This is a genomic window from Methylobacterium sp. BTF04 (genome assembly GCF_010692745.1).
Lineage (GTDB): Bacteria > Pseudomonadota > Alphaproteobacteria > Rhizobiales > Beijerinckiaceae > Methylobacterium.
The window spans coordinates 1-25,631 of record NZ_JAAHTB010000030.1 but is presented as its reverse complement, the minus strand read 5'-3'; the positions used below and the strand labels follow the sequence as shown (position 1 = coordinate 25,631).

General features: G+C 68.2%; 26 protein-coding genes, 1 tRNA gene and 1 pseudogene. 12 read left to right on the top strand and 16 right to left on the bottom strand.

All coding sequences use genetic code 11. The features are described from left to right. Nucleotides 1–8: 8 nt before the first annotated feature. Nucleotides 9–500 (bottom strand): N-acetyltransferase, encoded by a 492-nt coding sequence (locus G3T14_RS16695; RefSeq protein ID WP_163643672.1) that lies wholly within the window; start codon nucleotides 498–500, stop codon nucleotides 9–11. Further along, the gene (locus G3T14_RS16690) at nucleotides 497–1,270 is read right to left on the bottom strand and encodes a DUF3750 domain-containing protein (RefSeq protein ID WP_163643671.1); all 774 of its coding nucleotides are present in this window, start codon (nucleotides 1,268–1,270) and stop codon (nucleotides 497–499) included. The genes G3T14_RS16695 and G3T14_RS16690 overlap by 4 nt, the downstream gene beginning before the upstream one ends. A 201-nt stretch (nucleotides 1,271–1,471) precedes the next feature. On the opposite strand from G3T14_RS16690, the gene G3T14_RS16685 reads away from it, so the two are divergent. Continuing rightward, nucleotides 1,472–3,610, top strand: a complete 2,139-nt coding sequence (locus G3T14_RS16685; protein ID WP_163643670.1) for a TonB-dependent receptor — start codon at nucleotides 1,472–1,474, stop codon at nucleotides 3,608–3,610. A gap of 186 nt (nucleotides 3,611–3,796) precedes the next feature. Next, entirely contained in the window at nucleotides 3,797–4,066 is a 270-nt protein-coding gene (locus G3T14_RS16680) for a hypothetical protein (RefSeq protein WP_163643669.1), read from the top strand. Between the two features lie 106 nt (nucleotides 4,067–4,172). Here G3T14_RS16680 and G3T14_RS16675 read toward each other — a convergent pair whose 3' ends face one another. Further along, the gene (locus tag G3T14_RS16675; RefSeq protein WP_163643668.1) at nucleotides 4,173–4,547 is read right to left on the bottom strand and encodes a DUF6481 family protein; all 375 of its coding nucleotides are present in this window, start codon (nucleotides 4,545–4,547) and stop codon (nucleotides 4,173–4,175) included. 222 nt (nucleotides 4,548–4,769) lie between these two features. After that, on the bottom strand, nucleotides 4,770–4,979 hold the full coding sequence (locus G3T14_RS16670) for a cold-shock protein (protein ID WP_163643667.1): 210 nt from the start codon (nucleotides 4,977–4,979) through the stop codon (nucleotides 4,770–4,772). Between the two features lie 640 nt (nucleotides 4,980–5,619). Here G3T14_RS16670 and G3T14_RS16665 point away from each other — a divergent pair. Together G3T14_RS16665 and G3T14_RS16660 are read left to right on the top strand one after the other, a co-directional pair. After that, the gene (locus tag G3T14_RS16665; RefSeq protein WP_163643702.1) at nucleotides 5,620–7,521 is read left to right on the top strand and encodes an autotransporter assembly complex family protein; all 1,902 of its coding nucleotides are present in this window, start codon (nucleotides 5,620–5,622) and stop codon (nucleotides 7,519–7,521) included. A gap of 191 nt (nucleotides 7,522–7,712) precedes the next feature. Next, nucleotides 7,713–11,987, top strand: a complete 4,275-nt coding sequence (locus G3T14_RS16660) for a translocation/assembly module TamB domain-containing protein (RefSeq protein WP_348645290.1) — start codon at nucleotides 7,713–7,715, stop codon at nucleotides 11,985–11,987. Nucleotides 11,988–11,993: 6 nt separating this feature from the next. On the opposite strand, the gene G3T14_RS16655 is transcribed toward G3T14_RS16660, so the two are convergent. After that, on the bottom strand, nucleotides 11,994–12,197 hold the full coding sequence (locus G3T14_RS16655; RefSeq protein WP_163643665.1) for a hypothetical protein: 204 nt from the start codon (nucleotides 12,195–12,197) through the stop codon (nucleotides 11,994–11,996). Nucleotides 12,198–12,314: 117 nt separating this feature from the next. On the opposite strand from G3T14_RS16655, the gene G3T14_RS16650 reads away from it, so the two are divergent. From G3T14_RS16650 to G3T14_RS16625, 6 genes and pseudogenes are all read left to right on the top strand, one after another. After that, nucleotides 12,315–12,818: a peptide deformylase gene (locus G3T14_RS16650; protein ID WP_163643664.1), complete on the top strand. Its 504-nt coding sequence runs from the start codon at nucleotides 12,315–12,317 to the stop codon at nucleotides 12,816–12,818. A 125-nt stretch (nucleotides 12,819–12,943) separates the two neighbouring features. Continuing rightward, nucleotides 12,944–13,732, top strand: a pseudogene (locus G3T14_RS16645) (transposase); the annotation flags it as partial. 196 nt (nucleotides 13,733–13,928) lie between these two features. After that, nucleotides 13,929–14,411 carry a hypothetical protein gene (locus G3T14_RS16640; protein ID WP_163643663.1) on the top strand — a complete coding sequence of 161 codons (483 nt, stop codon included), beginning with the start codon at nucleotides 13,929–13,931 and terminating at the stop codon, nucleotides 14,409–14,411. Between the two features lie 838 nt (nucleotides 14,412–15,249). Continuing rightward, the gene (locus G3T14_RS16635; RefSeq protein WP_163643662.1) at nucleotides 15,250–15,663 is read left to right on the top strand and encodes a hypothetical protein; all 414 of its coding nucleotides are present in this window, start codon (nucleotides 15,250–15,252) and stop codon (nucleotides 15,661–15,663) included. Further along, nucleotides 15,663–15,950 carry a hypothetical protein gene (locus G3T14_RS16630; protein WP_163643661.1) on the top strand — a complete coding sequence of 96 codons (288 nt, stop codon included), beginning with the start codon at nucleotides 15,663–15,665 and terminating at the stop codon, nucleotides 15,948–15,950. The genes G3T14_RS16635 and G3T14_RS16630 overlap by 1 nt, the downstream gene beginning before the upstream one ends. A 103-nt stretch (nucleotides 15,951–16,053) precedes the next feature. Next, a complete protein-coding gene (locus G3T14_RS16625) occupies nucleotides 16,054–16,341 on the top strand; it encodes a hypothetical protein (RefSeq protein WP_246733392.1) in 288 nt (95 codons plus the stop codon). Between the two features lie 28 nt (nucleotides 16,342–16,369). Here the strand turns inward: G3T14_RS16625 and G3T14_RS16620 are convergent, their stop codons facing one another. The 10 genes from G3T14_RS16620 to G3T14_RS16575 all read right to left on the bottom strand — a co-directional run bounded on the left by G3T14_RS16620 (nucleotide 16,370) and on the right by G3T14_RS16575 (nucleotide 22,450). After that, nucleotides 16,370–16,582 carry a hypothetical protein gene (locus G3T14_RS16620; RefSeq protein WP_163643660.1) on the bottom strand — a complete coding sequence of 71 codons (213 nt, stop codon included), beginning with the start codon at nucleotides 16,580–16,582 and terminating at the stop codon, nucleotides 16,370–16,372. A gap of 174 nt (nucleotides 16,583–16,756) precedes the next feature. Further along, entirely contained in the window at nucleotides 16,757–17,431 is a 675-nt protein-coding gene (locus tag G3T14_RS16615; protein ID WP_163643659.1) for an HAD family hydrolase, read from the bottom strand. A 92-nt stretch (nucleotides 17,432–17,523) separates the two neighbouring features. Then, nucleotides 17,524–17,820 (bottom strand): hypothetical protein, encoded by a 297-nt coding sequence (locus G3T14_RS16610; protein ID WP_163643658.1) that lies wholly within the window; start codon nucleotides 17,818–17,820, stop codon nucleotides 17,524–17,526. A gap of 210 nt (nucleotides 17,821–18,030) precedes the next feature. After that, nucleotides 18,031–18,468: a DUF2934 domain-containing protein gene (locus G3T14_RS16605; protein ID WP_163643657.1), complete on the bottom strand. Its 438-nt coding sequence runs from the start codon at nucleotides 18,466–18,468 to the stop codon at nucleotides 18,031–18,033. A gap of 81 nt (nucleotides 18,469–18,549) precedes the next feature. Next, the gene (locus G3T14_RS16600; RefSeq protein WP_163643656.1) at nucleotides 18,550–18,810 is read right to left on the bottom strand and encodes a hypothetical protein; all 261 of its coding nucleotides are present in this window, start codon (nucleotides 18,808–18,810) and stop codon (nucleotides 18,550–18,552) included. Nucleotides 18,811–18,875: 65 nt separating this feature from the next. Continuing rightward, a complete protein-coding gene (locus tag G3T14_RS16595) occupies nucleotides 18,876–19,250 on the bottom strand; it encodes a hypothetical protein (protein WP_163643655.1) in 375 nt (124 codons plus the stop codon). Next, nucleotides 19,247–19,609 (bottom strand): hypothetical protein, encoded by a 363-nt coding sequence (locus tag G3T14_RS16590; RefSeq protein ID WP_163643654.1) that lies wholly within the window; start codon nucleotides 19,607–19,609, stop codon nucleotides 19,247–19,249. The genes G3T14_RS16595 and G3T14_RS16590 overlap by 4 nt, the downstream gene beginning before the upstream one ends. A gap of 271 nt (nucleotides 19,610–19,880) precedes the next feature. After that, entirely contained in the window at nucleotides 19,881–20,327 is a 447-nt protein-coding gene (locus tag G3T14_RS16585; protein ID WP_163643653.1) for a hypothetical protein, read from the bottom strand. Nucleotides 20,328–20,432: 105 nt separating this feature from the next. Continuing rightward, the gene (locus tag G3T14_RS16580) at nucleotides 20,433–21,686 is read right to left on the bottom strand and encodes a class I SAM-dependent RNA methyltransferase (RefSeq protein ID WP_163643652.1); all 1,254 of its coding nucleotides are present in this window, start codon (nucleotides 21,684–21,686) and stop codon (nucleotides 20,433–20,435) included. Further along, on the bottom strand, nucleotides 21,683–22,450 hold the full coding sequence (locus G3T14_RS16575; RefSeq protein ID WP_163643651.1) for a TlyA family RNA methyltransferase: 768 nt from the start codon (nucleotides 22,448–22,450) through the stop codon (nucleotides 21,683–21,685). Before G3T14_RS16575 ends, G3T14_RS16580 begins: the two co-directional genes overlap by 4 nt. A 278-nt stretch (nucleotides 22,451–22,728) precedes the next feature. On the opposite strand from G3T14_RS16575, the gene G3T14_RS16570 reads away from it, so the two are divergent. After that, nucleotides 22,729–24,276: a CHAD domain-containing protein gene (locus G3T14_RS16570; RefSeq protein ID WP_163643700.1), complete on the top strand. Its 1,548-nt coding sequence runs from the start codon at nucleotides 22,729–22,731 to the stop codon at nucleotides 24,274–24,276. Nucleotides 24,277–24,321: 45 nt separating this feature from the next. Here the strand turns inward: G3T14_RS16570 and rlmB are convergent, their stop codons facing one another. Beyond that, a complete protein-coding gene (gene rlmB / locus G3T14_RS16565; protein WP_246733391.1) occupies nucleotides 24,322–25,128 on the bottom strand; it encodes a 23S rRNA (guanosine(2251)-2'-O)-methyltransferase RlmB in 807 nt (268 codons plus the stop codon). 342 nt (nucleotides 25,129–25,470) lie between these two features. On the opposite strand from rlmB, the gene G3T14_RS16560 reads away from it, so the two are divergent. Further along, nucleotides 25,471–25,545, top strand: a tRNA-Glu gene (locus G3T14_RS16560). Nucleotides 25,546–25,631 lie beyond the last annotated feature (86 nt).

Sequence of the window (25,631 nt, the reverse complement as noted above, 5' to 3'; positions counted from 1 at the left end):
GTTCCCGATTACAGCCTGCGATGCATCACGAGGGCATCGACGAGACCGTCGACGGGGTGCCGGAAGGCGCCCGGCAGGCGCCCGACCTCGCTGAAACCGAGCCCCTTCCACAGGGACACCGCGCGGGTGTTGCTGGCGACGACGAAGTTGAACTGCATCGCCAGGAAGCCGAGGGATGCCGCCGTCTCGATGGCATGCACGCCCATGGCGCGGGCGATGCCGCGCCCGGTGGCATCCGGATGGGTCATGAAGCCCGCATTGGCGATATGCGCCCCTCCCCCGTGCTGGTTCGCCCGCAGGGCATAGGTTCCGAGGACGTCGCCGCCGACCTCGGCCACGAAGACATGGTTGCCGGCGGCGAACCAGTACGCGAGCATCTGAACCCGGGTGCCGTCGCGGGGCAGAGCGTAGGTCTCGCCGGCCCGGATCGTCGGCTCGAGGATCGCCCAGACCGCGTCGTCGTCGGCGCGCGTCGCCGGGCGGATCATCAGGTTGCTCACGTCTCGGCTCCCGCGACGCCGATCCGACCCCATCCGGGCAGCTTGAGCGCAGGTCGGCGCAGGTCGAGCCCCGCCACCAGCCCGAGCAGGTTGACTTCGATGCCCTCGACCCAACCGAGCGTTATGCCGGCATAGCCGCCGAGGCTGATCCGAAGACCGGTGCCGCTCGGCGTCCGCTCGACGATCTGTCCCGCCGGTGTCCAATCCTTGCCGAGCGCGGTCGGAAGCAAGGTGGTGGCGATGCCCGGAATATGCGCCAGCACGTACGCCGCGAAGGTGTTCGAGTTCGGTCCGGGCCAGACCGAATAGGAGCCGAGCGCTCGGTAGGGGTATTCCGCCACCGCTGCCCGGATCGCCGGGATCGCGCGCGCGGCCTCGTCCCCGTCGAGGGCCAGGACCGGCTCCGGCGTGTTGCCGAACCAGCGTCCGTCCGCCGCCCAGCCATCGGTCCGCATTGGGATGCCCCACCCGACCACGTCGTACCGGGTATAGCGCGACGCGCCCGCCTCCTTGACTACGATCCAGCTGTGATGGGCGAAGATCCCGCGCCAACGCCCGACGCGGGCGGCGTAGACGCGGACCAAGGCGGGGTCTCCGGCCTTCGGCGCCTTCAGCAGCCCGGCACTCGACCAGTCGGCCACCGCCCAGTCCGGCGCGCCGCCGCCACGCACCATCCACCACAGGGCGTGCGTGCCGAGCGGCAGCAGAAACAGGGCGAGAACGAGAAGGATCAGCACGCGGAGGACGGAGCGGGGTTCGTGGGGTGGCATCGACCATCGATGTTGCGATGCGGCGCGCCAACCGCAAGCGCAGCCGAGGTCGCAGGTTTTAGATCGCAGGTTTCAGATCGCAGGTCACGGTGATGCGGTTACGCCACAGCCGCCGACCGACCCGATTGGAGCTACAGAAAGCGCTTGTTATAATATAACATATGATCGATGAAACAGTATAACGTTTGTCGGTGAGGCGTGATGCGCGTAGTTCGGTCGAAGGGTTTGTGGGCGGGAACCATCCTGGCCGGAGCCGGTCTCGTCGCGGGGGCTGCGCGGGCTCAGGAGGCATCCGCCACCCTGTCCGAGCTCAGCGTCACTTCTCCGAGCCCGATCGCACCGGCGCGCGGCGTCGCGGCGCCCAGCACCTATCCGGTGGGCGTTCTGCCGGTGGTGACCAACACCTTTTCGCCGGTCACCGTCGTGACGGCCGAGCAGATCGCCCGCGATCAGCCGCGTACGCTGGGCGACGCGCTCGGCGACCGGCCCGGCATCTCCGCCTCCACCTACGCGCCGGGTGCGGCGAGCCGGCCGATCATCCGCGGCCTCGACAACAGCCGGGTCCGGATCCAGGAGAACGGCGTCGGGATCCAGGATGTCTCGGAACTCGGCGAGGATCACGGTGTCCCGATCAACCCCCTGGTGGCCAACCGTATCGAGGTGATCCGCGGACCGGCCTCGCTGCGCTTCGGCTCGCAGGCCATTGGCGGCGTGGTGAGCGCCGAGAACAACCGGGTGCCGACCTATATCCCGGCGGGCGGCATTTCGGGGCAGGCCACCACGGGCTACTCGTCGGTGGACAATGGACGCCTCGGCGCGGTGACGGTGGATGCCGGGGCCGACAACGTCGCCGTGCACGTGGACGGGTTCAAGACCGCCTCCGACAGCTATGCGACGCCGCTCGGAATCCAGCGCAACTCCGCCAACGAATCCCAGGGCGGCGCGGTAGGAATGTCTTTCATCGGCGATCGCGGCTTCGTCGGCATTTCCTACAGCCACTACGAGGCGCTCTATCAAATTCCGGGTGGCGAGGCCGCGCAGAGCCGCACCCGCCTCGATCCGCGTCAGGACCGGGTTTTGGCGCGCGGCGAATACCGCCCCCTCGACGGCCCCATCGCGGCGATCCGGTTCTGGGCCGGCGGCTCGGTCTACCGCCACGACGAGATCGGCATCGGCGGCGACGGCATCGACGGTATCCAGGCCACTTTCAAGAACCGCGAGGCGGAAGCCCGCGTCGAGTTTCAGCACGTGCCGGTGTTCACGAGCCTCGGCACGCTCACCGGCGCGCTCGGCCTCCAGACCGGGCGGCGCACCCTCGGCACCGGGGGCGCCGCCGGCGGCCTGCTGGCCCCCACCGATTCCCGCAGCAATGCGGTCTATCTCTTCGAGGAACTGGCGGTGGGCAACGGCCTGCGCTTCCAGGCGGCCGGCCGGATCGAGGGCGACCGGTCCACCGGCACCGCAACCCAGTTTCCCGGCGATTACATTCCCGGGGAGGGCGAAGACCCGCTCTCTTACGGCCGCCGCCGCCGGTTCGCGCCCAAGAGCCTGAGCCTGGGGGCGTTGCAGGACCTGCCCTACGGCTTCGTCGCGAGCCTGAACGGCTCCTATGTCGAGCGCGCGCCCACCGCCTTCGAACTGTATTCGCGCGGGCCGCACGACGCGACCGAGACCTTCGAGATCGGCAGCGCCGATCTGAAGAAGGAGAGCGCCCGCACCCTCGAGGCGAGCATCCGCCGGGCCGAAGGGCCGCTGCGCCTCGACGCGACCGGCTATTACACCCGCTATACCGGCTTCATCTACAAGCGCGATACGGGTCTGCGCTGCGGCGACGACTTCGCTTCCTGCGGCAGCGACACCGAATTGCAGCAGATCGTCTACTCCCAGCGCAACGCCACCTTCTACGGCGCCGAGATCGGCGCGCAGCTCGATGTGCTGCCCGTCGGCACTGGCTGGGCCGGCATCGATGCGCAATACGATTTCGTCCGGGCGCAGTTCGACGACGGCACCTACGTGCCGCGCATTCCGCCGCACCGGGTCGGGGGCGGCGTGTTCGTGCGGGCGGACGGATGGTACGCCCGGGTCAACCTGCTCCACGCCTTTGCCCATACGGAGGTGGCGCCGATCGAGACCGTGACCCCGGGCTTCGACGATCTGCGCGCCGAGGTCAGCTACACCAAGGCCCTCGACCCAATGCTCTACGGCGCCAGCGAGGTGACGCTGGGCCTGCAGGGCCGCAACCTGCTCAACGACCAGATCCGCAACTCCGCGTCGTTCAAGAAGGACGAAATCCTGCTTGCCGGGCGCAATCTGCGGCTGTTCCTGACGGCCCGGTTCTGAAACCGCACGCTGGCGTCGAGCGCTCGGATACGCCGTTGCTGGCGTAGCCGGAATGCCCGCTTTCGGAGGGGCGGGCACGGTCGCACTCCGACCGAATGGAAGATAGTCCCCAACCTGAGTCCGAAGCGTGCTAGAAGGCGGCAACCCCGCACGACTCCGTGCCCTGGGCAACTCCATGAGGCCCCAGTGGCGAACGCGTTCAAGAGCGGTGCATCCCAATCGCGCACGACCGATGATTTCAACGAGCGTGCCAAGCGCCTCTCCGAGCGTCTGGGCGCCATCGAGAAGCCGATTCAGATGAAGCGTGGGAACGCGCCGCGGCGTTCGTTCAAGGCCGGCCCGCGTCCCGAGGCCGATACCGAGCCGAAGGCCGAGCACACCGAGGCCCAGACCGAGGGCCAGGAGAACGAGAACGAGAACGGTCACGAGACGGCCGAGAACGAGACCGAAGCCTGATCGCACACGGCACCGGTGCCTGATCGGCACCGATATGAAAAAGGGCCGACGCTGAGCGTCGGCCCTTTTGTTTTGTAATCCTCCAACTGCGCCGATACGGATCGCCTCAGCGGCGGGCCTTGGCTTTGCGGGCGGCGTAGCGGGCATCGCGCGTCGCCTTTTTCTCGGCGAGGTCGGACGCCTTGCGCTCCGCGGCAGCCAGGGCCTCGGCTTCCTCGCGCGCGATCTGCGCGGCGAGCTCGGCTTCTTCGCGAGCCTGCTTTTCGGCCGCCGCCTGTTTTTCGGCTGCGATCCGGGCGGCGTCGCGTTCGCGGATTCGTTTGTCGCGGGCGCGGGCGACTTCAGCACGCGCTTCGGACTTGGCGATCAGGTCCGGGTCATCCGCCGGTGGACGGGCCTTGAATTTTTCCAGCAGCGCCTGTTTCGCACTGGCGGAGCTCTTACGGCGCTCGTCGAAATTTCTGTAGTCGAAGGCGCTCATCTGACCTTTCTCGCAGGGCGGATCGCGGCTCGGGCCGGCGTCGCAGGACGTGCGGCGCAGCGGGCCTGCGGGTGAAATCGGGTCTTGGCTTCAACGGGTCCGATTTTAATCGCGGAGCCCATGCCCGACCGCCTCGTCCGACGCAACAGAAGCCGCCCGTTTCGAGCGGCTTCCGTCGACGTGTTGAAACGATGCCGCAGTGTACGGACTCGCTCGATGTCCTCAGGCGGCCTGGAGGTTGCCGGCCGACTGCTTGCCGGTGCGGCGATCGCTCTCGATCTCGTAGGAGATCTTCTGCCCCTCGATGAGGTTGCGCATGCCGGCACGTTCCACCGCCGAGATGTGGACGAACACGTCCTTGTCGCCGTCGTCCGGCTGGATGAAGCCGTAGCCCTTGGTCTCATTGAACCATTTCACGGTGCCCGTGCTCATGGTGTGTCCTCCGCGCTGATGTCGTGTTTTGGGGAGATTTTGCCCGGCAGACCGACACGGAAAGGCGTGGGGTCCGCGGCGCAGGCGCGTCGAAATGGGATTGGATCGAAGCGGCGCCCGCAGACAGTTTTGGACGACTGAGGGGCGCGCGACCCGGGTGAAACCGGCCATAGATCGAAAGGTGCAATGTGATGAGCCTGCGACGGACGGACAAGGCGCGAGGCTTCGTCGGGTTCCAGATATGCCGTCGGTTTCCTTTGGCCGCGCTTGGGACGGTCATCGATTTCCCGATGAAAACGCCCCCCTGTTACGGTTCGCCACGCGTGCATCGGCCGAGCCCAGGTTGCCGTGATCCGGCGCGGCCGCTAGGGTTTTCGAGGTCAGTGAGGCGTTGAAGGGCAAGGCCTTAACGTCGTGGACACGGGTACCGCCGAGTATAGTGCCGGCATCGAAGCGGGGGCGGGATGACGGGGTCGAAGGCGTGCGTGGGGCGATGGATGTCGCCGCTGCGGCCGCAGGGATTGATCCCGCGGGCATGGTAAGTCTCAAGGCGACGCGAAGCGTGTTTCGCGCCACGGTCGGCTGGACGCTCGTGCGTGCCGCCCTGCCCATCGCGGCGGGCTTGGCCGGCGATCTGGCCATGCCGCGGCCGGCGGCGGCCTTCGATCTGTTTGGGCTGTTCGGCTCCGAGGAGGAGCCGCCGGCCCCCAGCGCGACCGCGGTGCCCTACACGGTCAAGTTCCAGGGCATCGACGACGACGATGTCGTGCGCGCGTTGCAGGACACGTCGACCCTCTACCGCCTGCGTCAGGACGCGCCTCCCGACGGTGAGGGCCTGGTGCGGCGCGCCGAGGCCGACCAGCGCCGGCTCGCCGACGTTCTTTCCGGATACGGCTACTACCAGGGCACCGTCTCGATCCGCATCGACGGCGTGACGCTCGGCGGCGAGAGTTCCGTCGCCGCCGCGGCCCGCGCCGCCGAGGGATCGCGCGCCCGCGCCCTCGTTCCGGTGAAGATCGTGGTGGAGGCCGGCCCGCTCTACACCCTGCGCAGCATCGCGGTGCGCGATCCCCGCGGCCTGCCCTTCCCCGAGGAGGTCCTGCCCGCGCGCTTCACCCGCGTCGAAGCCGACGTGCCGGCGCGGTCGGCCATGGTCCTGGCGCGGGAAGCCAAGCTCGTCGACCGCTTTCGGTCCCTCGGCCATCCGTTCGCCAAGGCGGTCTCGCGCGATCCGGTGGTGGACGATGCGGCCCACGTCATGGACGTGACCTTCACCATCGATCCCGGCCCGATCGCCGGCCTCGGCGAGGTCGCGGTGCGCGGCACCACCGGCCTCGATCCGGCGGTGGTGCGCTCGTTCATCTACGCCGAACCCGGCGACCCGTATTCGCCGAAAGCCGTCGCCGACATTCGCCGCTCGGTGGCCAAGGTCGAGGCCCTTGGCTCGATCCGGGTGCGCGAGGGCGAGGCGCTGGATCCGAGCGGCAACCTGCCGATCTTCGTCGACGTGACCGAGCGCGACCGCAACCTCATCGGCGTCTCGGCACGCTACTCCACCGTCGACGGACCCGGCATCCGCGCCTATTACGCCAACCGTAACCTGTTCGGTGGCGGCGAGACCCTGCGGCTCGATGCCGACATCTACTATCTCGGCAACGACCTCTACGCGACGCAGCGCAAACTCGCCGGGATCGACTCGAACGGCCTCGGCGGACGCCTCGGGGCGACCTTCGTCAAGCCGGCCCTGTGGGGCACCCGCAACGATCTCGTCGCCAACCTGTTCGTCGGGCGCGAGGCGCAGCAATCCTACGTCAGCGATGCAGCCGGCGGCACGGTGGCGATCAGGCACCGCTTCTCCGACACCTTCTTCGCTCAGGTCGGTATCGACGGGCAGGCCGGCCGCTCGCAGGACGCCCTCGGCAAGGTCGATTACCGGCTGATCGGCGTGCCGGTCTCGGTCAGCTACGATTCCACCGACAACCTACTCGACCCGACCCAGGGGTTCCGGGTGATCGCCTCGGCGACGCCCTATGCGGGCTTCCTCGGCTCGGACCCGTCGATCTTCGTGGCCAAGGCGCAGGGGTCGACCTACTACGCCCTCGACGACGAGGCTCGCTACATCCTCGCCGGCCGCATCGGCTTCGGCTCGATCTCGGGTGCCAACCTCGACGAGATTCCGGCCAACATCCGGTTCTTCGCCGGCGGCGGCGGCTCCGTGCGCGGCTTCCCCTACCGGACCCTCGGCCCGCGCGGTCCGTTCAACCTGCCCGTCGGTGGCCGCAGCTTGCTGGAGGGCTCGTTCGAGGCCCGCATCAAGGTCACCGACACGATCGGCGTGGTGCCGTTCTTCGACGCCGGTACCGCCTTCGCGTCGAGCCTGCCCGATTTCGAGGAGCGCATCCGCTACGCGGCGGGTCTGGGCCTGCGCTACTATACTGGCATCGGCCCGATCCGGGTCGACGTCGCCTTCCCCCTGGACCGCATCAAGGGCAACCGCGAGCGCCCCGTGGCCTTGTACATCAGCCTGGGACAATCGTTCTGATGGGGTTCTGGTCGTCATCGGCGTCGCGCACCTTTACCCTCCCGCCTCTGCGGGGGAGGGTGTCTGCGGAGCAGGCGGAAGAGGGAGCGACCTCTTCGAACAACGCGCTCCCCTCACCCGACCCGCTGCGCGGGCCATCCTCTCCCGCAGCGGGTAGAGCGAAGGTGCGCGCGTTTCTCGTCGCCTCCGCGATCCTTCTTCCCCTTGGAGCGACGGCTCCGATCCACGCCGACGAGGCCGAGAAAACCGTCCTGGGCGGCCTGCTGTCCAAGGCCTTGTCCACCCCCGGCTCACGCGTCGCCATCGGCGCCGTCGACGGGGCGCTGTCCTCCGATGCCACCATCCGCGACGTGGCGATCAGCGATGCCAACGGCGTCTGGCTGAAGCTCGACAAGGCCCGCCTCGTCTGGCGCCGCCTCGCGCTTCTGTCCGGCCGCCTGGAGATCGACAGCCTGGAGGTCGGTCGCCTCGAAGTGCTGCGCCGCCCCCTGCCCGCTCCGGTGTCGGCGACCCCTGAACCGGACGGCTCGCTGCTGCCCGACCTGCCGGTGAAGGTCGAGGTCAAGGCGTTCAAGCTTGCGGAACTGGTGCTCGGCGAAGCCCTGGCCGGCCAGACTGCGCGGCTCGCCGCCGATGGCCGGGCCAAGCTCGGGGCGCCCTCCGAGGGGCTCGACCTCGACCTCAAGGTCCGCCGTCTCGATGCGGCCGGCGATTTTTCCGCCCGCCTGCTGTTCGTGCCGAAGGGCGAGACGCTCGAGCTGAAGACCACCTTGGTGGAGCCCGTGGGCGGTCTGCTCTCCAAGGCGGCCAACCTGCCCGGCACCCCGGCGATCAACCTCGATCTCGACGGGCGCGGCACCCTCGACGCCTGGAATGCGCGCCTCGACTTCGATGCCGGCCCCGACCTCGGCGCCAAGGGCTCGGCCCGCATCTCGCGGATCGGCACCGACCGGCGTCTCGTCCTCGATCTCGCTTCGCGGATCGAGAGTCTGCTGCCCGGTCCGGCCGCCGCCGTGTTCTCGGGCGCGACGAAGCTCGACGGCGCCCTGCGCTTTTCCGACAGCGGCGCCTTCGGGATCGACCGCCTCGAGCTGGTCTCCCGCACCGCCCGCCTCGACGCGCATGGCAGCCTCACCGCCGACCGGGTCGCGGATTTCATCGTGGCCGCCCGGGCGGTGCCCACCGAGGGTGGGGTGACCAAGGCGGCGGACGCCGAACTCGACAGCCTCGTGTTCGACGGCAGCCTGAAGGGGCCCATCGCCCACCCCACCGTCAACGGCGTGCTGAAGGCGGCCGGACTGCGTGCCGAGGGCAGCGCCCTCGATCGGGTCGAGGCCACCATCGCCATGGCGCCCACCGGGCCGGACGCCACGGCCACCCGCTTCGCGCTCAGTGCGGATGCCAAGGTCGAAGGCCTCAAGCTCGCCGATCCGGCCCTGCGCCGAGCGATCGGATCGAAGGCTGCTCTCACCTTCCGCGGCACGCTCCAACCGGACGGGATCGTCGACGTCGCGAAACTCGACGTCGAGGGGCCGACCGCCCGCGCCAGCTATGCCGGCAAGGTCGGCCAGAATACGCTCACCGGCACCGCCGATGCGGTGCTCTCCGACATCGCCGCCTTTTCCGACGTCGCCGGCCGGCCGCTCGCCGGCAGCCTCAAGGCCCAGGCGAAGCTCAGCGGCGATCCGGCGCGCAAGGCGGTGACCGCCGATGTCGATCTGCGCACCGAAGGGCTCGCGCTCTCGATGCCCGCCCTCGACGGCCTGCTCGGCCGGTCGCCCCGCTTCACCGGTCGCCTGTCGCAGGTCTATGACGGCTACGCATTCGAGGGGGCGCGCCTCGAAGGCGCCGAAATGGTCGCGCGCCTGGAGGGCCGTGCCACGGCCCGGATGGCCGACGCCAAGCTCCTGGTGGATCTCAAGAATCTCTCCGCAATCGACGATAAGCTCGCGGGCCGCGCCCTCCTCGACGGGCGCCTGACCGGCACCCTGGAAAAGCCGGACCTCACCGCCACCCTCACCGCCGTCGAGGCCCGGGCGCTGTCGCGTCCGGTACGCGACCTGCGGGTCGAGACGACGTTGAAGGACCTCACCGGTGCCCTTGACGGTAGCCTGCAACTTTCCGGCGACTTCGGCGGCAAGACCCTGCGCGGAGGCGCCCATCTCGCTCGGATCGCCCAGGACTGGTCCCTCGACCGTCTCGCCGTCACGCTCGGCTCGGTGGCCATCGACGGTCATGCGGTGGTCGATGCCCGGACATTCCTGGCCGAGGGCGCGCTCACCGTGGCGGCCGCCAATCTCGACGACCTCTCGCCCCTGGCCTTGACCCCGCTCGCCGGAAACCTCGACGCTGCGGTGACGCTGTCGCGCGACGGCGGACGCCAGGATGCCGCGATCCGGGCCAAGGGCGCATCGCTGCGCTCGGGCGAGTTCGGTCTTGCGCGCCTCGACGCCGACCTCACCGGGCGCGACCTCACCGGGCGTCCGGTGATCGACGGCCGGCTCAACGCCGACCGGGTCGTCGCGGCCGGGCAGAGTCTCGACACGGTGCGGCTGGCCGCCATCGGCACGCCGAGTGCCAGCGACATCACCCTGACCGCCAAGGCGCGCGGCTTCGACCTCGACGGGGCGGCCCGCCTCGTGCCGGCGGACAAGACCCGCATCGAACTGTCGCGTTTTTCCGCGGCGCGCGGGGGCGATCGGCTGGCCTTGGCCGGCCCGGCCACGGTGACCCTCGATGGCGGTACCGCGGTCATCGACAATCTGGTGGTGGCGGCCGGCTCCGGACGGGTGAGCCTCTCGGGTCGGGCCGGATCGCGCCTCGATTTGAAGCTCGGCATCCGCGCCCTGCCGCTGGCGCTCGCCCGCATCGCCTCCCCGTCTCTCGCACTCACCGGGACCCTCGACGGCGAGGCCGACCTGCACGGAACCTCCGAGCGCCCGGAAGGGCATTACGCGCTGTCCCTGGCCCGCCTCGTCACGCCGGAAACCCGGAAGGCGGGTCTGCCGCCCATCGACGCCAAGGCGAGCGGTACCCTCAGCGACGGCCGTGCCGGGATCGACGGCCGCGTCTCGGCCGGGCGCGGCGCCGAGATGACCGTCAACGGCTCGGTGCCGGTTGCCGCCGGCGGAAACATCGCCCTGAAACTCCGCGGCACCCTCGACGCGGCCCTCGCCAACAGCCTGCTCAGCGTCGGCGGCCAGCGGGTCGCCGGCCGGGTCGCCATCGATGCCGGCGTAGCGGGCACCCTGGCGGCGCCCCGCGCCGAAGGGGCGGCGGTGCTCACTGGCGGGTCCTTCACCGATCCGCTGCAGGGCATCCGCCTCACCAACATCGAGGGCCGCGTCACCGGACGCGGCGACACCCTCGTGGTCGAGCGCCTCACCGCGTCGACCCGCAACGGCGGAACCCTGCGCGCCGACGGGCGGGTCGCGCTCCAGCCGGCCTCGGGCTTTCCCGGTTCGCTGAAGCTCGTGGCCGAACGGGCCGAGCTGGTGTCGAGCCCGCTGATGACCGCCACCGCCAGCCTCAATCTCGCGCTCAGCGGACCCCTGGCGCGCACGCCGAAGATCTCGGGGCGAGTGGATCTCGTATCCGTCGATGTCTCCGTTCCCGATCGTCTGCCCGCCACGGTGCAGCCGCTACCGGGCATCCGCCACGTCAACACGCCGCCGGAGGTGCGCGCCCGCCTCAATGCGCGGGCCGATCGCAAGGCCAAGGTCGCGGCCATCGGGCGTCGGGGCAAGACACCCCCGCCGTTCGACGCCACCCTCGACGTGACGGTGAGCGCGCCGGGACACATCTTCGTGCGCGGGCGCGGTATCGATGCCGAACTCGGCGGCGACCTGCGGCTCACCGGGTCGTCGCGGGATCCGGTGGCGACCGGCGCCTTCGACATGCGGCGCGGGCGCCTCAGCGTCGTCGGCCAGCGCCTCGATTTCACCCGCGGGCGCCTGACCTTCGCGGGCGAACTCACCGCGCCGGACCTCGACTTCATCGCCGAGACCAAAGCCGCCGAGGTCACCGCCCGCATCGCCGTGAACGGACCGGCCAACCAGCCGAACTTCGTGCTGACCTCCGACCCGAGCCTGCCCCAGGACGAGGTGCTGTCGCGCCTGCTTTTCAAGAAGGCGTCGGGCGGGCTGTCACCCTTCCAGGCGCTGCAGCTCGCGCAGGCGGTGGCGCAATTCTCCGGTGGGGGCGGTGGGGTCGATGTGTTCGAACAGGCGCGCAAGGGCCTCGGACTCGACAGCCTCGATGTCTCGACGGGGGCGAGCGGTGGTCCGGCGCTGGGCGCCTCGCGCTATCTCAGCGACCGGCTCAGTGTCGGCGTGAAGGCCGGCGCCAAGCCGGCCGATACCGCCGCCACGGTGGATTACGACGTGACCCGGCGGATCAAGATCCAGGGCGAGGCCGGCAGCGATGGCCGCACCGCCGTCGGCGTCGGCGCCGAGTGGGAGTACTGAAGGGCGTTATCGCATCAGCCACAGCGATTGGCCGAAGCCGCTCAGGGGACCGTGAAAGTGGGTGACCAGCACGATCGACCAGAGCACGCCGAGGAGGGTCGTCAGGCCGAGCAGGATCACCTCGCCGAAATCCTTTGCGCGTCTGCGCGGGGCGATCTCGGACGGGCCTGTCTCGGAAGCGGTACGCGTGGCGCGACGGTCGTCGGCCATTCGGAATCCCCATGATGTCGGTGAAGTGGGTTCCGCAAACCGCAGGCCAACTCTATGGGAAGGCCCTGCCCCGGACGCATGGCGTCGGGGCGGAGTGACGCCGTCCGGAGTTCCCTGGTGCCCGCCCGACCCCTGCTGATCTATCCCGACCCGCGCCTGCGCCTGCGTGCCGAGCCCGTCCTCGCCTTCGACGCGGCCCTGAAGGACGCGGCACAGGACCTCCTCGACGTTCTCGTGTCGGTCTCGGCCATCGGTCTGGCCCTGCCGCATATCGGCGGTCTGCAGCGCATCGTGGTGCTGCGGATGGAGCCGGGCGAGCCCGCCACCACCTATGTCAATCCGGAGATCGTCTGGGCCTCGCCCGAATGCGCGCCTCAGACCGAGGGCAGCGTCTCGATGCCGGGGGTCAGCGACGTCGTCGAGCGCGCGGTCTCGGTGCGTGTGCAGTACCGCGATCTCGACGGCGCCGCGCATGAGGAGGAGGCCGAAGGCTTTCGCGCCGCCTGTCTCCAGCACGAGATCGATCAGCTCGACGGCATCTTCTGGATCGACCGGCTGTCGCGGCTGCGGCGGGAGCGGGCGGTGAAACGCTTCGGCAAGCTGCAACGCGCCGCATCCTGAACACGACGCGGCGGCCCGACGCGTTCCGCCCGTCGCCACAGGCATGCTACGAGCCTGTCATGCGTGTCCTCGTGCCGGCCCTGCTCCTCGCAAATCTCGTCGTCGTCGTCTCGCCCCTGCCGGCGCGGGCGGCGTTGTCAGATCGATTCGGACTCACCCTCAGCCAGGGCTGCCTGATGAACCGGCTCCGCCAGGCGCAAGCGCGCTTCCGTCCTGTCCGCGAGGAGGCCGAATCGCTACGTCGGGCTGAGGTAGTCGCTTCGGACGATACCGGTGTTCGCATCGAAGGTTCGAATGCGTTTCACTGGGTTTTCCGTTCGTCCCAAGCCGTGGTGCACACGGCCTACCCAACGCGGGGCGCCATCGTGGTGCGGGAGATGATGGACGGGCATCGGCCTGCGGTGTAGGTCTCGGACCGCGACACTGTCCAACAGGATCACGCGGTCGCGCACCAGACCTGCTTCGCCCATGACGTCGCCGACGCCGTCGAGACCAGCGATGATCCGGTCCCCTGGCACCTATAGCTATCGCTGCGATCCGTCTTTGCCCTGGTCGAGCACGTCACCGACTTCGTGAACTCGCCCCTAGCCGCCAAGCGCTTGACCTTGAACCGCCAACTGCGGGCGATCCTCGCTACGCCGAGCGGTTAACACCTCACTCGCGATCTCTAAGCCAAGATTCGCCGGGCCCGCCATCACCTCCTCGTCTTCCTCCACCATCCCAGCGCTGTCGACGCCACGAACAACGGCTCGGCACGGCTCCTGCGTGCATCCGTCATCCAGAGGAAGGTGACCAACGGCTAACGTGCCATGTGGGCCGCCGTAGGCGATGCCGACATCCGAACTGTCGTCAATACGCTACGCCTCACAGGCAGCAGGCCCTTCGGCGCCATCCTCAAGACCGTTGGCGTCTGAACACAGCGATCACAGGGGTGGGCAATTATTCCAGACCCGCGCACTCCGCCCAGAGACCTGAGCAGTTACCAGAAGTTTTGGGGATTCGAGGATTCGGGGATTATATCTATAAATCAGAGCGTATGAAAGATAGGATTGACCACTGGAATAATTTATGTATATTTGATTTATAAAATCGATGAATGGAGTTATATTTATGAATCCTATCGTAATTGGAATAGTTGCGGGTCTTGTAGTTGCAGGAGGTGTTGAGGCTTATAAGGTTTTGCAAGAGATTTCCAAAGAGACAGACGCCTGGAAAGCGTGTCTAAAACTGTGTGAATATTGTGCACTGACAAGGAGGGATATGGTTACTTATAAAGGACCAGTGGACAACGATTATGTTGTGACGATTAATAGATTGGAGAGTTCCAGCAAGGGGATGTCTGGGACAAATATAAATCGTAAAACGACATTAAAGTTCATTGATCATTGGTATAAATCAAACCAAATATTTGCATCTGAGGATACTCAAACTGATTCTACATTCATATATGGGGGATTTACCGAACACAGCCCGGGTAGTGTTTATACTAGTGATTTTGTGCAGGTAGATCCTAAAGAATTAAGAGCAAAACTTGCTGCAGAATTTAATGTTTTGGCTAGCCGAACAGCAAAGAGAAGCACAAGGGCCGCTTGAAATAAGAGCGCCGCTGCCTTTAATTAATATTACAATCTACTTAGAGCGTTTGGCTGTTCCATCTTATTAACGGCCGCTTATTGCCGTCGACAGCTGAAATTCTCAGCATGCGAATTTGGAATAAATTTAAATTGCGCTCGACTTCCGTCCGGATCTAGAGTGACGCAGGCGTCTCATCTAATGGAAGAGGGCAAAGAGTACTCGCTGGACTTTTTCCAGCGAGTACGAGCAGCAACGCTCGCCATCTCGGATCGTTCGGCAGGCTTCAGCGCTTTGGCCCAGACTAAGCTACCTTTTTGCCCGCCCGCGCTCGTTTCGTCAAACCAATTTCTTCGTCATTCTTGTTTCCGCCGCTCGTGATATCCACAATAATCTTAGTAAGCCTGTTAGTATAGAGCGTTGCCTGGATCATCCAAAATATCGGTTTATTTGTGGGTATTTCAATTGGGCCCGCGATGGTACGTATTCTTATACGGGTGGATGATAAATTTGATACGGCTCTCCGCCCGGTCGGAGGAAATCGACTCTTGCGTCGAGATAAAGCCGCTGACGCTTGCCTCGAATAAGTAGTTTCAATTTGGCCTCAGTCTCGGTGTCATTTCTAGCCTCGAAGCCGCCTTAGCTTACTGGGTAGCCTTCGCTGCTATCCGCCCCATAAAGGGCTATGATGAGAAATGCGGACTGGGGCGTAGGGTTTTTTGAGGCGGTCATATTACTAACATGCCATGCATGCCCGATCACTCCGAGGCCGTATCGATCCTGTAAAATTTTAGACTGACACACGACGCGGCGGCCCGACACGTTCCGCCCGTCGCCACAGGCATGCTACGAGCCTATCATGCGTGTCCTGGTGCCGGCCCTGCTCCTCGCGAATCTCGTCGTCGTCGTCTCGGCCCTTCCGGCGCGGGCGGCGGGACCGGCGATCGGCTGTGCGTCCCTGGCCAACCTGCGGCTTCTGATGAAGCAGTCCGGAGGCGACGCGACTGCGGCGGCGGCGGTTCTGGGCAACGACAAGGCCGATCACCTCGGCTGCGTCGTCCTTGCCCGCGATGCCGTGACGGCCCTGGCCGAGCATGTCGCCCTCAACGGGCGTGCCTATGACTGCGTGACGCTGCGGACCACCAGCGTCTGCCACTGGACGGTGGCCGGAACCGTGGCGCCGGCCGAGCCGGCCCGGGCCGGTCGCAAGTCGACGGTCGACAAGCCTTCCTCCGACAAGGCGAAGGCGAGCCCAAAGCCGGGAAACACCTGATGCGACAGATTTTGGCCGCTGCGGCACTCCTCCTATCGGCCGCCCTGCCATCGGCGCAGGCCGCGGAGGGGCCGGTTATCGCCTGTGACACCCTCGTCGGCCTGCGGCTGCTGATGGCGAATGGCGACCGGGATGCGGCCATGGCGCGGCTGGCGAGCTATCCCGGCTGCCGGACGGTGACCCGCGATCGGGTCGGCGCAGCGGAAAGCCGGGCGATGGTCGGCGGTTCGCCGTTCGAATGCCTGACGATCAAGGATGAAGGCAAGTGCGCCTGGGTTCTGCCCTAAGCGAGGGTTGCGTCCCGGACCAGGATGACGGGACATGCCCTGAAACCTGTTGCAGCGCGCCTATATGGCTCCCGCAACGGTTAAAAACGGGGGGACAATCATCATGGGCACGCCCACATCGCGGATGAACCGCAGCGTCCGCAACGCCGCTTTCGGCACTGTCTTGATCGTCGCCTGCGCGTCGCAGGCGCTTGCGCAAGGCCAGTCGACCCCGATCCAGAGCCCGCAGGATGCGGCCTGCCGCAACGAGGCGCGTGCCCGCGTCTTCACCACGCCCGACCCCAAGGGGCTCGGTCTCTACGCGGTCGGACGGCAGATCTACATGGGCTGCATGCAGCGCACCAAGGGATCGCCGATCCACCGTGCCCGCATGCGGTCGACGGCCCGCTGACAGGGGCGAGGGCCGAAAGCGCCGGCTTTCAGACGCTGAGCGGTGCGCCGATGCGCGCCCGCAACTGCAGGCGCAGGTTCTCGTTGGCGGACTTGTCGGAATCGAGGGCGGACATCAGCCGCAGCAACCGGCTGATCGGCGTCGTACGGTCCTGGACCGCTGCGTCGATCTGATCCTGCAATGGCGGCGCGTGCTCGCAATGCAGTTCGATCGTCAGGTTCGATGGGGCCGCTTGGCGCATGGTCCGCGAATCCGTCGCTGTGGTCCGGGAATGATCCCGCGCGGCTCGCTACGCCATGCAGGCGCCCTGCGCCACCCCAAATTTGCCGCCTATCCATAGCCGGCACGCATTCCTGCCCCGACATCGGGTATGAAGGCGGGAATGTGTGGATGAATGGCGGCCACGGTGTCGCGCTCACCCCGCGAGGGGCGAAGCCGCATAGCCATCGAGGATGTCCTGCGGATCGCGATAGAGCGCGATGCATCCGGCGGCGCGCAGATCGGCTTCGGGAAAACCGCCGCACCGCACACCGATCGTCGTCAGACCGGCCTTCTTCGCGGCTTCGGCATCGTAGGGCGTGTCGCCGATGACGAGCGACTCGGCCGCCCCGATCGGAGCCAGCTTGGCCAACGCGGCCTCGAAGATGTCGGGATAGGGCTTCGAGCGCTCGGCGTCGTCGGAGGTCGTCACCACGTCCACCAGATCGGCGATGTCGAGGACCTGCTGGTAGTGCTCGACCTCCTCGGCCTTGCCCGACGAGGCGAGCGCAAGGGTCAGGCCCTCGCCGCGCAGGCGCTCGAACAGCGGGCGGACACCGGGGAACGGTCGGACCTCGGACCGGAATTTCCGCTTGAACAGATCGGAGCGGTAGCTCTCGATGGCTTTGCCGTCACGCGCGACGCGGTCGCGATCGAGGAAGACCGGCATCAGCTGATCGCCGCCCTTGCCGATCTGGCTTCGCGCCGCCGCGTGGGAGACGGTGACGCCGAAATGGCCGAAGGCTTCGACCCAGGCCTGGGCGTGCAAGTCGACGCTGTCGAGCAACGTGCCGTCGACGTCGAAGATGATCGCCTTGATGGTCTTCGCCATGGCTGTGGTGGTCTCGCGCCTGTCTCGGCACAGGCGTGGTCTCGCCCGGCCATCCTGCCGGGCGAACGGTTTAGCGACGGAGCCGTTCCGGATCAGTTCGGGAAGATGCGCAGGCCGTCGTCGGGGAGGAGGTTGCGGTCGGGGCCACCGGTCTGCTGGCCGCGGCCTTGCTGATAATATGGCAATTCCGGCCGACGATCGTTGCCGCTGCCCGAATCGTACTCCCAAGCGCGATTCCAGGGTGCTCGCCCACCGACACCGCCGATGCCGGAGGTGCTCTCGACATCGACGATCGCCGGGCCCTGGCGGGTGAAGCCGGGGGATGCCGTGGCAGCGATCGGACCGGCGATCGTTCCGATGGCGACGAGTGCGGACAGAACGATTCTCATGACGGTCCTCGCAGGACTGGATGGGGAGCCGCAGCGCGCGGCGGATGCTTGGCCGTACAACACGTCGCGCCCGGCACCCGTTCCCGATGCTGTCCCGCTCTCCAGCCTGGGACCGCGACTCGCGAGACGCGCTGGGCCGGAACGACAGAGAGCCCGCTCACCCCTGTGGGGCAGCGGGCTCTCGGGATGGACCGTCGCCGCGACCGGCGATCAGTGAATGCTGGCGCTCGAACCGGCGCTGGACCGGGGGGCCTTCGCACGGGCCACCGGCTTGGTGGTCGCGACTTTGGCGACCGGCGCCTTGGCGGTGGGGGCTTTCGTGGCGGACTTGGCGGTGGCGGACTTGACGGCGGCCGACTTGGCCAGCGCCTTCACGGATTTGGCGGGAGCCTTGGCCTTCTCGTCGGCCTTGGCGGTGGCGCTGCGGGTGCGGCTCGCCTTGGCCTTCAGGGTCTTGTCGAGGGTCACGGCGGGGCTCGGCGCCGCGGTGATGTCCGCGGTGGACGCCTGGACCACCAACGGGCCGGCGGCCCGGTGCAATTCGTTCTCGGCCCGCAGCCAATGCGCCTCGGCGTTGCCGATCACACGGCCCTCGCCTTCCCAGATGAAATAGGCGCGTTCGCGTACCTGATGCTCGAAGGGATTCATCTCACTCTCCTCGTCCGTTCCTTCGGACGATGAAAGCGGATGGTTAAGCGCCGGTTAACGGGGAGCCGCAGGAGCTGCGGCTCAGCCCTTGGACAGGCGGCGGACGTTCGCCCGCACCTTGCGGCGATAGCCGGCGACGATGGTTTGGGTCGAGCCGCCGGTCGCCATCAGCACAGCCGCTTCGTTGGCGGCCGCGATCTTTTCCGACACCATGCGCTGCGCTTCAGCCTGCGCCGCGGCCCCACCGAGCGAGAGCTTCGCCATCCGCAGGCCGATCACCTGCTGCGATTCCAGGGCGAGCAACGTCGCGTCCATGCCGAGTTTCCACCAAGAACCGAACATGCTCACACTCCTCGGACCCCGGCTGGCGGCGCCATGCCTGGCCCTGGCGTCTTCACGCCTTGGCATCAGTCGAACGAACGACCCTTGGCCGCGGAGCCGCCGAGACTGATCTTCTTGGCGGGTGCAGGGGCCGCCGGGGTCGGCACTGCCGGGCGCGGCGGCTTCATCTGCGACTGGCCGTGGACCACGGACCCGATCTCGCCGGCGACCCGCACGAGATCGTCGCGCTCGCAGGCCCGCGCCACGCGCAGGCCGAGCTGGTGCATGTGGCTCTTGCCGTAGAGGTAGACCGCGAGCTTCGCGCGGGTGGTGGCGGGCATCGCCGCCAGGATCTCGGGCAGATCGTCCTCATCGGCGCGGTAGACCTGGCCGAGAACGTCGAGGGAGACCGGGCAGGCCGGATCCGGCTCGGCGCCGCTGGTGGGGTGGGACTGCGTCATGGGGCACCTGTCTGTGCGAAGGAGGAAGGCGGGGCGGCGGCGGGAACGGTGTATTCCACCGTCTCGGGCCGGACCGGCGATGCGGCGGATGGTGCCCGCTCCGGCGCCAGGCAGCCGGTGCAGATCGAAGCGATGGCGATGCGGGCACGCCGGTCGGCGCGGTCCCACACCGCTTGGGCGCGCGCCCGAGCGTCCCGGGCGACCCTCTCGTCCGAGACGCCTGCGTCGCCGAGGGAAGCGGGCGCCTCCCCGGCCGGCCTGATGCGCAGGAAGAGCGGCTCCTGCGCCTTCGAAGCCGGGATGGCAACTCCAAAACCGGCCGTGACACCGGCGAGGAAGGCGAGGATCGGACGGCGCATCGGTTCCTCGGTGAGGGCGTCGGGACGCCGACAACCACGCGCCAGGATCGACGCCTCATGGTTAACCGGACCTTAAGGGCTCCCGCCGTGGCAGGATTGCCGCAGCGACGCATCGCCCGCTCGACCGCTCCGCCGCCGCCCCACTACCAACGCGCCGATGGACACCAACGTGTATTTCATGATGGCCGCGGCGCTGGCCTATTCCGGCTATATGCTCATCGCCATGCGTCCGTGAGGATGCAACACCTCGGCCATCTGCCCGGGCCGGCCGTCAGTGCTTGTCGTCCTTGTCGATCACCGCGCAGGCGGTGATGGGGCCACCGGCGGGCGTCGAGAGCGAGCAGGTGACGAGCGCATCCCCGGCATCGACGTTGCTGTGGCGCGTGGTCAGGGCGCTCTCGCGGGCCTTGCGGGCTGCGGCCTCGATGATGTCGGCGGCGATGCCGGTGGTGGCCTGACCGGCCCGCCCGAAGAGCGGGAAATAGCTCTCCGGCAGCGGCGATCCCTTGAATTGCAGCCCCACCGCCGAGAGGTCGCCGCAGGCCAGCGTCATGCCGATCCCGTCGGCGGCCGACAGCTCGGCGAAGTCGAGGGTGCGCTTGACCAGCGTCGCCTGCGTGCCGGCCACGACCTTGCCGATGAGATCGCCGCACCCATCGGCTGTCGCCGGCAGGACGAGGATGGGAAGGAGGCCGAGGGCAAGCAGGACGGTGCGCATGCCACCGATCTAGGGCGGTCTCGACCAAGGTGGACTCGGCGCCCGCGAAGAAAACGCGCTCTCGAAAAACGACGGTGTCGCGGCCGGGTCGTCGCGCGGTCGGCCTCAGCGCTTGCGCCGCACCGGGGCCCGGCGGAACACCCCGACCACCTCCACATGGGCGGAATACTTGAATTGATCGACGGGCGTCACCCGCTCCAGGCTGTAGCCGCCGGCGACCAGGGTCGCGGCATCGCGCGCGAAGGTGCCGGCATCGCAGGCCACGCCGACCACCAGGGGGACCTTAGATTCGGCGATGCGCGTCGCCTGCGCCCCGGCACCGGCGCGGGGCGGATCGAACACCACCGCGTCGTAGGTATCGAGCTCGATGGGGAGCAGCGGGCGCCGGAACAGATCGCGGCGCTCCGTGGTCACCCGGCGCAAGGACGGCGTCGCCCGCACTGCCCGGTCGAGGCTCGCCAGCGAGCCGGCATCGCCCTCCACCGCGTGGACGTCGCAGGTGCGGGCGAGCGCGAGGCTGAACGGGCCGCTGCCCGAGAACAGGTCGACGACGCGCTTGGTCTTCTTGTCGAGCGCGCCGAGCATCGCCGTCGTGAGCGCCGCCTCCCCCGCTGCCGTGGCCTGGAGGAAGCCGCCCGGTGGCGGCACGAGGCCGGTGCCGCCCGTCGGCACCACCGGCGCGCGGCGCTCCACCACCACCTCCCCGTGCAGGGACAGGCGGGCGAGGTCGAGTTCGCCCGCGAGCCGCACCAGGACCGCGCGGACGCCATCGGCCACCGGGCCGTGGCCGCGCAAATCCACGTCGAGCCCGGCTTGCGTCGCGGTGATCGCCACGTCGAGGGGTTTGCGGCCGTGCCCGAGCGGCGCGCTCAGCGCCTCCGCCACGGCGGGAGCGCGGTGCAGGGCGGGCACGGTGATCGGGCAATGGTCGATGGCCACGAGGTCGTGGCTGCGGGCCGCCATCAAGCCGGCGCGCGCGCGGCCGTCCACGGCGCGGACGTGGAGCGTCAAGCGCCGCCGTCCCTCGCCGTGGGCGTCCTGCAGCGGTTCGGGCTCGCAGGCGAGGCCGGCCTGCGACAGAGCTTGGACGAGGAGCCCGCGCTTCCACGCGGCATAGGGCTCGGGCGCCAGATGCTGGACCGCGCACCCGCCGCAGGTGCCGAAATACTGGCAGAACGGATCGATCCGATCGGGCGAGGCCGTCTCGACGGAGACGAGCTGACCGCGCGCACCGTCGCGGCGGATGGCGACGCGCTCGCCCGGCAGCGCCAGAGCCACGGCGGTCCCGTCCTCCGCCATGCCGTCGCCGCGGGCGCCGAGCCTGCGGATCGCGACGGTTTCGGTCTGGAAGTCGGTCATAACACTGCTTTCATGGCGGCACGGGCCTGCGAGAGGCGTGCCCCGATCAGGAACTCGCGATTGCCGTCGCCGCCCGCGACGGGGGATGGGATCACGCCGAGGACGGAGAGGCCGAGGTCTTTGACGCAATCCACGACCTCGGCGCAGACCGCGGCGTGGACGGCCGCGTCCCGCACGATCCCGCCGCGTCCGATCCGCTCACGCCCGGCCTCGAATTGCGGCTTGATCAGCGCGGCGAGCGCCGCCCCGTCGGCCAGCAGCGGGATCACCGCCGGCAGGACGAGGCGCAGGGCGATGAAGCTCACGTCGATGGCGCAGAGATCCGGAGCCCGCGGGATCAGGGTGCCGTCGAGGGCGCGCGCATCGGTGCCTTCCAGGCTGACCACCCGCGGGTCGCCGCGCAGCGTGGCGTGCAACTGCTCGCGCCCGACATCGACGGCGTAGACCTGGGCGGCGCCGCGCCTGAGCAGCAGGTCGGTGAAGCCGCCGGTGGAGGCGCCGACATCGAGGCATACGCACCCGGCCGGATCGAATCCGAAGGCGTCGAGACCGGCCTGCAGTTTCAGGCCGCCGCGCGACACGAAGGGATGTGGCGCCCTGGCCTCGATCCGCGCGCCCGGAGCGATGCGGTCGGAGGCGCGCAGCACCACGCGGCCGTCGGCCCGGACCAGACCGGCGGCGATGGCCGCCTGCGCCCGCGCCCGGCTCTCGAAATGGCCGCGCTCGACCAGGAGTTGGTCGGCCCTGAGCCGGTCCCGCGTCATCTCATGAACTCAAGGGTTTGGGTGTGCGCGCCATGCGCCGTCGGCCCACCCGCTACACCACAAAGTTCGGTGCGCGAACGGAAATCTCAAGTTTCCGGTCGCGTCCACACCCTGTGATGTCCCATAGATGGGCGGAGAATCCGGCCCGTTTCCCGATGGGAACGGAGCGGGCGGCCACCGCTTTGTGGTTGTATCGACGCCTGGTCTCCGGATCGACGCCGACAACCAGATGCCGACACACCACGTATGAAACACCGATGACGGGAACAGGACGGATCATGGGCGCGCCGCGCGAGATCGAGCTGAAGCTGCAATGCGAGGGGGATGACCTCGCCGAACTCGGCCGTCATCCCCTCCTGCAGTCGGGCGAGGCGGTGGAGCCGCGCGTTCTCATCTCCACCTATTTCGACACCGCCGGCCACGACCTGCGCGCGGCGGGCCTCACCCTGCGGGTGCGCATCGACGGGGATCGCCATATCCAGACGGTGAAGGCGGACGGCGCCGGTGCCGGGCTGTTCGATCGTCCCGAATGGGAAACCGACATCTCCGGCGCCGAGCCCGATCTCACGTTGCTCGCCGACACGCCGGTGCCGGCGATCCTGGCCGATGCCGAGGCCCCCGACGTCATCGCCATGTTCTCCACGGTGGTCGAGCGCAGCACCCGCGCCGTGCGCTACGGCGCCTCGCGTCTGTCGGCGGCCCTGGACCACGGCCGGATCGAGACGCCGGACGGCGATGTGCCCCTGTCTGAGCTGGAACTCGAACTGGAAGACGGCACACCCGGCGACCTCTTCGCCTTGACCCAGGCCCTGGCCGAGACCGTGCCGCTGCGACTCGGCTCCCTGAGCAAGAGTGCGCGGGGCTTCAGCCTCATCGACGGGAGCCTCAGTCGCCCGAGCAAGGCCACCGCCATCCGCCTCGACGAAGAAGCCACCGCCGGAGAGGCCTTCCGCGCCATCGCGCTGGCGTGCCTGCGCCATCTGCGCCTCAACGAAGACGTCTTTCTTCACACGCGCGCTCCGGAGGGCCTGCACCAGATCCGGGTCGCCCTGCGCCGGCTGCGCTCGGCCTTCAGCCTGTTCAAGCCGATGCTCGCCGCGGATCCCGCCGCGAACCACCTGCGCGAGGAGATCAAGCGGGTCACCGAGCCGTTCGGTCAGGCGCGCAACCTCGACGTCTTCCTCGAGACCACCCTGCCGGCGGAGATCGTCAGGCGGCCCGAGGAGCCCGGCCTCCTCGACCTGCGGACCCGCCTCGAAGCCGAGCGGGATCGCGCCCACGACACCGTCATCGCCACCCTCGAATCGCAATCCTGGCGCGGCCTGATCCTCGATCTGGCGACCTGGCTCGAGACCGGGCCGTGGCGCACCGGCGCGGATGCGCCTCTGCGCGACGGGTCGGCCCGGGACTTCGCCGCCGACGTCCTCGACCGCTTCCGGCGGCGCATCCGCAAGAGCGGCCGCCATCTCGACCGGCTCGACGCGGAGGCCCGCCACGAGGTCCGCATCGCGTCGAAGAAACTGCGCTACGGCTCGGAATTCTTCGCGAGCCTCTACGCGGAGAAGAAGGCCCACAAGCTCCACAAGACCTTCGTCTCGGCCCTGTCCGACCTGCAGGATCACCTCGGCGCCCTGAACGACATGGCCACCGCTCACACGGTGCTCGCCGGCCTCGTCACGGGAGGCGATGGTGCACCCGTGCCCGGCGAGACCGTGTTCGCGGCCGGCCTCGCCGCCGGCGACGGCGAGGCCGACACCAAGTCGCTGCTCAAGGCAGCGGCCAGGGCCCATGAAGACCTGCTCGAGGTCAAGCCGTTCTGGCGCTGAGCGCGGCGACGTCCGTCATCGTGGCGATCGGCCGGAAAGTCGTCCTCAGCCGCGCGGGCTGAGGGCGTAGAGCGTGATCGCGGCGGCGTTCGAGACGTTGATGCTGCGGATTTCGCCCTGGAACGGGATGCGGGCGAGCACGTCGCAATTGTCGCGCGTGCGCTGGCGCAGGCCCTTGCCCTCGGCGCCGAGCACGATCACCGCCGGACGCGTCGGCTTGATGGAATCGAGCGTGACCTCGGCATCGGAATCGAGGCCGATCCGGGTGAAGCCGCGCTTGCCGAGGTCCACCAGCGCGTCGGAGAGGTTGCGCACGATGACGAGCGGTACGTGCTCCAGACCGCCGGAGGCGGATTTGGCGAGCACGCCGGTGGCGGTGGGCGAATGCCGCGCCGTGGTGATGATGCCGGCGACCCCGAAGGCCGCGGCGGTGCGCACGATGGCGCCGACATTGTGCGGATCGGTGATCTGATCGAGCGCCAGCAGCAGCACGTCGTCCGGCAGGTCGTCGAGGTCCGGGCCCGGCAGAGGGTCGGCTTCGAGATAGAGGCCCTGGTGCACGGCGTCGGGCCCGAGCAAGGCGTTGATCGCGCTCGGCCGCACCAGCTCGGGGTCGATCCGCAGGGGGCCGATCTCCTCGGCGAGGCGCGTGATGGCGTTCTCGGTGGCGAGCAGACGGTGAAGCTGGCGCCCCTCGTTGGCTAGGGCCTGCGCCACGGGATGCCAGCCATAGAGCACCACATGGTCGCCGGTGGCCCCGCGCGGGCCGGAGGATGGGCCGCGCCGAAACCGGTCCTGCACGCCGCCGGGCTTGGGTCTGGGGCCCGATGGGCCGTCGCGTCGCGTCGTCATGACAGGAGATCCGTTGTCCCGGTCGCCCGCGGAAGGGCGGGCGCACCGATGGCTCCCAGCGACAAACCGGCCACCGCCGCGTTCGTCAAGCGGCAAACTAGCGCCTCGACCCCGGTTGCCCCCGCCAAGGAAGCCGCATATAGAACCCTCGCTGCAGCGAGCGCCCTTCGTCTAGCGGTCCAGGATATTTTTATACCCCTACCATCATACCAAGTGTGTAGGTTCCAGGGGTTAAGGATGGTAGGCATACCAACGCCTGCCAACGAAGGATGCTCTCGGGCCGGGGCAGGCGCTTGACTACCCGACTGTGCGAACGTAGAAAACTGGCGTTGGTGAGACAAAGCGCCTATCGTCTATCGGTTAGGACAGGTCCCTTTCAAGGATCAGAGCGGGGTTCGACTCCCCGTAGGCGCGCCATTTGCGTACAAAACAGCGAACACCTACTGGGGCTGTCGACCCGCCGACCATGATGGCGTGTTCGAGGCTGCTTTTATCGCCGATGA

Excerpts from the sequence above, each read along its gene's own strand:
- G3T14_RS16615 (WP_163643659.1), bottom strand. The coding sequence starts at position 17,431 with ATGGCGAAGACCATCAAGGCGATCATCTTCGACGTCGACGGCACGTTG.
- G3T14_RS16585 (WP_163643653.1), bottom strand. The coding sequence starts at position 20,327 with ATGCGCACCGTCCTGCTTGCCCTCGGCCTCCTTCCCATCCTCGTCCTG.
- G3T14_RS16580 (WP_163643652.1), bottom strand. The coding sequence starts at position 21,686 with ATGACCGACTTCCAGACCGAAACCGTCGCGATCCGCAGGCTCGGCGCC.
- G3T14_RS16635 (WP_163643662.1), top strand. The coding sequence starts at position 15,250 with ATGCGTGTCCTGGTGCCGGCCCTGCTCCTCGCGAATCTCGTCGTCGTC.
- G3T14_RS16625 (WP_246733392.1), top strand. The coding sequence starts at position 16,054 with ATGGGCACGCCCACATCGCGGATGAACCGCAGCGTCCGCAACGCCGCT.
- G3T14_RS16685 (WP_163643670.1), top strand. The coding sequence starts at position 1,472 with ATGCGCGTAGTTCGGTCGAAGGGTTTGTGGGCGGGAACCATCCTGGCC.
- G3T14_RS16665 (WP_163643702.1), top strand. The coding sequence starts at position 5,620 with ATGCCGCGGCCGGCGGCGGCCTTCGATCTGTTTGGGCTGTTCGGCTCC.
- G3T14_RS16575 (WP_163643651.1), bottom strand. The coding sequence starts at position 22,450 with ATGACGCGGGACCGGCTCAGGGCCGACCAACTCCTGGTCGAGCGCGGC.
- G3T14_RS16610 (WP_163643658.1), bottom strand. The coding sequence starts at position 17,820 with ATGAGAATCGTTCTGTCCGCACTCGTCGCCATCGGAACGATCGCCGGT.
- G3T14_RS16655 (WP_163643665.1), bottom strand. The coding sequence starts at position 12,197 with ATGGCCGACGACCGTCGCGCCACGCGTACCGCTTCCGAGACAGGCCCG.
- G3T14_RS16605 (WP_163643657.1), bottom strand. The coding sequence starts at position 18,468 with ATGAATCCCTTCGAGCATCAGGTACGCGAACGCGCCTATTTCATCTGG.
- G3T14_RS16670 (WP_163643667.1), bottom strand. The coding sequence starts at position 4,979 with ATGAGCACGGGCACCGTGAAATGGTTCAATGAGACCAAGGGCTACGGC.
- G3T14_RS16590 (WP_163643654.1), bottom strand. The coding sequence starts at position 19,609 with ATGCGCCGTCCGATCCTCGCCTTCCTCGCCGGTGTCACGGCCGGTTTT.
- rlmB (WP_246733391.1), bottom strand. The coding sequence starts at position 25,128 with ATGACGACGCGACGCGACGGCCCATCGGGCCCCAGACCCAAGCCCGGC.
- G3T14_RS16620 (WP_163643660.1), bottom strand. The coding sequence starts at position 16,582 with ATGCGCCAAGCGGCCCCATCGAACCTGACGATCGAACTGCATTGCGAG.
- G3T14_RS16675 (WP_163643668.1), bottom strand. The coding sequence starts at position 4,547 with ATGAGCGCCTTCGACTACAGAAATTTCGACGAGCGCCGTAAGAGCTCC.
- G3T14_RS16570 (WP_163643700.1), top strand. The coding sequence starts at position 22,729 with ATGGGCGCGCCGCGCGAGATCGAGCTGAAGCTGCAATGCGAGGGGGAT.
- G3T14_RS16640 (WP_163643663.1), top strand. The coding sequence starts at position 13,929 with ATGAATCCTATCGTAATTGGAATAGTTGCGGGTCTTGTAGTTGCAGGA.
- G3T14_RS16595 (WP_163643655.1), bottom strand. The coding sequence starts at position 19,250 with ATGACGCAGTCCCACCCCACCAGCGGCGCCGAGCCGGATCCGGCCTGC.
- G3T14_RS16600 (WP_163643656.1), bottom strand. The coding sequence starts at position 18,810 with ATGTTCGGTTCTTGGTGGAAACTCGGCATGGACGCGACGTTGCTCGCC.
- G3T14_RS16690 (WP_163643671.1), bottom strand. The coding sequence starts at position 1,270 with ATGCCACCCCACGAACCCCGCTCCGTCCTCCGCGTGCTGATCCTTCTC.
- G3T14_RS16630 (WP_163643661.1), top strand. The coding sequence starts at position 15,663 with ATGCGACAGATTTTGGCCGCTGCGGCACTCCTCCTATCGGCCGCCCTG.